This is a genomic window from Endozoicomonas sp. (genome assembly GCF_031844845.1).
GTDB lineage: Bacteria > Pseudomonadota > Gammaproteobacteria > Pseudomonadales > Endozoicomonadaceae > Endozoicomonas.
Genome location: NZ_JAVRMB020000180.1, coordinates 1 through 3,208, shown reverse-complemented (window position 1 = coordinate 3,208; position 3,208 = coordinate 1). Strand labels below are relative to the sequence as shown.

3 protein-coding genes and 1 pseudogene are annotated in these 3,208 nt (G+C 43.2%); 2 read left to right on the top strand and 2 right to left on the bottom strand.

The genetic code is table 11. From position 1 onward, the window contains the following. Positions 1 to 264, top strand: a pseudogene (locus tag RM811_RS09390) (UDP-2,3-diacylglucosamine diphosphatase); the annotation flags it as partial. Between the two features lie 127 nt (positions 265 to 391). Next, positions 392 to 637: a hypothetical protein gene (locus RM811_RS09385; protein WP_402523291.1), complete on the top strand. Its 246-nt coding sequence runs from the start codon at positions 392 to 394 to the stop codon at positions 635 to 637. Positions 638 to 679: 42 nt separating this feature from the next. Here RM811_RS09385 and RM811_RS09380 read toward each other — a convergent pair whose 3' ends face one another. After that, entirely contained in the window at positions 680 to 1,390 is a 711-nt protein-coding gene (locus RM811_RS09380; RefSeq protein ID WP_402523288.1) for a tRNA-(ms[2]io[6]A)-hydroxylase, read from the bottom strand. Positions 1,391 to 1,799: 409 nt separating this feature from the next. Continuing rightward, entirely contained in the window at positions 1,800 to 2,969 is a 1,170-nt protein-coding gene (locus RM811_RS09375) for a hypothetical protein (protein ID WP_402523287.1), read from the bottom strand. Positions 2,970 to 3,208 lie beyond the last annotated feature (239 nt).

Here is a 3,208-nt window from a genome sequence, read left to right as displayed (position 1 = left end):
ATCCGACAGAACAGCAAATCAGCCAAAGTTGGTAAAACACTGGAAATTATGGATGTTACTCCATCAGCTGTTATTAAAATGATGGACAAATTTCAGGTAAACACCCTGATTCATGGCCACACCCATCGGCCAGATATTCATAACGTTGCTTTGCAGCAGGGTATCGGAAAACGTTATGTACTGGGTGACTGGACCGACAAAGGCTGGGAAATAGAGCTCAATGAAAATGGTTTATCCATGAACCAATTCCCTATCCCGGGGTAAAACACCACAGGCTGCACTTTTTTTTAAACGAGCTCTGGCATCAGAAAATCAGGTTGTTATACGACTCTACTGATCTTCGACTACACTACGCCTCCTGACCTATTCATCAACAACAACGGCGTACGGTATGAATAAACACAAAAAACCTGCCAATGAACTCGACCATATACGGAATACCCTGACCGATATTGTCGCAACAGTCGGTACTGCCGCCAGAGACATAAAAGAAGTTCAAAAACATCAGTCTGAACATGACCTGCGGTTTGATAAACATGACCTGCGGTTTGATAAACATGACCAGCGGTTTGATGAAATAGACAAACGCTTCGACCAGCTTGAACTGCTTATCCGTCAGCTTATCCCCAGCAACTAGCCGTATAATTCAGTCAACCAGACGCCTGCGGCGCTGGTTACTTCAAGGTATACCACTATGGAAACGGAAATTCCGGTCAGGGGATTCAATGGCATTCTGCTCAATTCCGGCAAACACCTCCACCCGGTCATTGACAGGTGCACCGTTGATTGCTTCTGCCAATGTCAGATAATCCTGAAAGTGTCGACTTTCAGATTTCAGCAGGGACAAATAGAACTTTCTCAATTCATCATCCAGCCATGGTGACAGTGCTGCAAAGCGCTCACAGGAACGGGCTTCGATAAATGCCCCCATAACCAGGGTATCCACCAGCTTTGCAGGTTCAAAGGTACGGACGACTGAACTTAGCTGACCGGCATAGCGACCTGCACCCAGGTGAGTATAGGGAATATTCCTGCGAGCCATAATGGCCAGAACCTGCTCATAGTGCCTCAGCTCTTCCCGGGCCAGCCTGGACATTCTATTCAACAGACTTAACTGATCTTCCGGTTTAAGCTGAAGCCTGCCCTTCTCTTCATTAGTGCTGTCGTTATTACCGCGGTTTTGACCGAACTGCCCAGTACGATAACGACTCATGATAGCCGTAGCACTCTGGGCAGCCTTGAGTTCATTGTTCGCATGATCCACTAGCAGGATAGGAAGGTTTTCAGGCTTGCGAGCTTCATCAATCCAAGCGGTGGGTGTCGGGCAGGGCAGGAACTCTAAAATGTGGGAAATGTCCACGGTCATATGGCCTCCAAGGGTGAAGACCATACTACCAGAGGATCCAGGACATACTACCCCTCGTAAGGCCCTTTGTACTCAGGGTTTTCTTTACAATCTCTTTCACCCAATAAAATATCCATACTTAAAGAATGGATAAACTTATGGGTGTCCTCTATTTCTCTTGTCCACAGAGCCACGCCCGGCGAACACAGCGAGCGATGCAGTGGTAGTAGCACGTACTGGCCGTATCAATCAGGTTTCTTCGGGCACTGGTCATGGGTTCTCCTGTCTGGAATAAAGTGAGCACAGGAGAAAAATAGAGCAGTTCTTTGGGGAGTCAAGTTTATGGATGTCTTGTTCTTTTTGTTCTTTTTTGTTCTTTTTCCTTTCTTTTTGGGTGTCCTTTATTCCCTTCCTGTTATGAGATTATTCTCTGAGTAACGTCTGGAAATATTGGCTATTGATCAGTCCATGTTGATTTGGAAGTCTTGCTTTGATCAGGATTAATATTATGAAGTGGGAATGCTATAGGAAGTTTTGATTTTACTGAGCTGCTGTCGAATTTTCCAAGGGAAAAGTGCTTTTTAACAGCTCTGACGTAGAGGGGGTATCCATTTAATGTCATCGTCTTATCTGTCTGGGGGTTAGAGAGTTCGTTCAATATGGATGAGATAATAGGATGCCCGGGCCGATCAACACAAAACAGGCCAGCTTCTATCGTGTATATTTCTTCATCGAAGTGCTTCATGTAGCAGAGAAAACCATCGATGCTTGTCAGCGTGCCTATCGGTTCTTTTAACTCCATATCGCAGTCCATAAAAATACACCCGGATTTTGATTTGTCTGGATTTTCAGTGAATAATTTTCCCGCCAGGTTCATGGCTATAAAACGAGAGACATCTATATGTGCATATGTAGGTAGTAAATGAATAGCTTCCTGAATGGTGAGATTTTTTCCTTTTGCTTTTGACAATTCAGTTAAAGTATCTCTGAGTTCAGGTGAAGTAATATGTTCTATTATTTCTTCAGTTATTTCAAAATTAACGCTATCCATTTCAAGGTCGTAAAAGTTGATTAGCCTGAAATTATCGTATTCACTTTGAAGTTGAGTAAGTATTTTTTGATTGGTTTTGCTTAAATGGTCGCCGTTGAATAATAATCCGATATCCCTGTTTGGTTCTAATCTGCAGATTGCCTTGATGTTTTCCAGGTAGTGGGCTGGAATTTCTAGTCCGAGTTTTTTTAAGTTAAACCATTGAAAAAGAATCGGAGTTTTTTCACTGATTTCGACCACAGGATACTCTTTATTACCGATCGTGACTGTGCTTTTAGCAAGTTTTATCAATAATTCTTTCTTGAGATCGTCGGCTGTAAAGGCTTTAGTGGGAGTGACGTCATTATTTATTATTCTCTCAGATAAGGCCTGTTGGCATTGATCAAAGGACTCAATATCACCCATCATTTCGAATTGAACAAAGAGCTGGTTCCACGAATTCAGTTGCGATTGGGTAACCAGTCGTCTCTCTTTTGTCAAACCCAAGGGTTCAGTTGTGTTATTTAGTTCTTTTTGATTTAGTTGGTGGAGAAGATATAAGTAAGTAGAATTATTATTGTCGATATTCTTCATGAAATAATCACTTACGTTATTGATGTCAAGTATTGATATCGGGCTGTTTAACGAAAACTTTCAGGGTAGACATTAAGGAAGTATTCGTTGGCCTGCTTATGTTTCGACGCAGGTCAGTTTCCGAAGGAAGCCAACTCGTGACCCAATCGCCACGCACTTATCAAGGTTTAGAGGTTTCGGCGGGTTCGGTTGTCGGCTTTTAGGCCTTTAGGCTCTCGAGTCCTCGGGTCCCCCTGAAC